1 protein-coding gene is annotated in these 1,302 nt (G+C 64.8%); it reads right to left on the bottom strand.

The window, feature by feature from the left end; genetic code table 11:
- A partial coding sequence (locus tag ACFY04_RS43700; protein ID WP_389126647.1) for an IS630 family transposase occupies window positions 1–1,253 on the bottom strand: 1,253 nt, incomplete at its 3' end.
- Between the last annotated feature and the right edge of the window lie 49 nt (window positions 1,254–1,302).

Genomic DNA, 1,302 nt, shown 5'->3' with positions numbered 1-1,302 from the left:
GCAAAGGGTTTCGGGTCCTCGTTCCAGGTCTCGATCCAGGCCCGGATGTCGTCTTCCAGTGCTTTCACCGAGGTGTGGACTCCGCGGCGGATGAGCTTGTCGGTCAGCAGACCGAACCACCGCTCGACCTGGTTGATCCAGGAGGAGCCTGTGGGGGTGAAGTGGACGTGGAAGCGGGGGTGTCTAGCCAGCCACGTCTTGATCTCAGAAGTGTTGTGAGTGGCGTAGTTGTCGCAGACCAGGTGCACGTCGAGTTCGCGGGGCACAGCTTTGTCTATGGTGACCAGGAACTTCTTGAACTCGATCGCGCGATGGCGGCGGTGGAGTTCGCTGATGACGGTTCCGTCGGCGATGTTGAAGGCGGCGAAGAGGCTGGTGATGCCGTGCCGCAGGTAGTCGTGGGTGCGTCGCTCGGGCATGCCCGGCATCATCGGCAGCACAGGTTGTGAACGGTCCAGCGCCTGGATCTGGCTCTTCTCATCCACGCATAACACCACCGCCCGCTCAGGCGGGTTGTGGTACAAGCCGACGACGTCGACGACCTTGGCAACGAACTGCGGGTCGGTGGAAAGCTTGAAGGAATCCTGCAGATGGGGCTTGAGTTCGAACCGTTTCCAGATCCGGCCGACGGTCGATTTCGACAGCCCCGTGCGAGCGGCCATCGAGGCCCTCGACCAGTGGGTGTCCTTGCCCGGAGCGGACTCGAGCGTCGCCACGATCACGTCTTCGACCTGGTCGAGGAGAATCGAGGGCGGCCGGCCCGGACGGGGCTCATCGACCAGGCCTTCAAGGCGATGGGCGATGAAACGACTGCGCCAGCGGTCGACGGTCGAGGCATCCACACCGAGCTCGGCCGCGGTCTGCTTGTTCGTCCCGCCGTCCGCGCAACGCAGCACGATCCTCGCGCGCAGTGCCAGAAACTGGGCGGTCTTCGCACGCCTGGCCCACCGGGTCAGCTGGGCCCGTTCGGCCTCGCTCAGAACGAGATCGGCCTTCGGCCGGCCGATACGCATCCCGTCCTGAAGCCCCGCGATGCCCTCCGCCGCGAACTTCCCACGCCACTTCCGCACCGTCGCCGCGGTCACACCGACTTCCACGGCGACCCTCGCGTTCGGCACCCCACCCTCGCAGGCCAGCACGATGCGAGCACGCTCGGCGAACCGCGGCGCCACCGCCCCACCAGCCCAGCGAGACAACTCCGCACGCTCTTCATCAGACAAGCGGACTTCAACAGCACGAGGACCCGGGGGCATAAAAACAGGCTACAGACTTAGCCCTGAGATTTCCGGCGCATCACACTAG

The sequence above is a fragment of the Streptomyces sp. NPDC001549 genome (assembly GCF_042894025.1).
Taxonomy (GTDB): Bacteria; Actinomycetota; Actinomycetes; order Streptomycetales; family Streptomycetaceae; genus Streptomyces; species Streptomyces kutzneri.
Note: the sequence above shows the minus strand (reverse complement) of the source record. Positions and strands in the feature narration are given on the sequence as shown.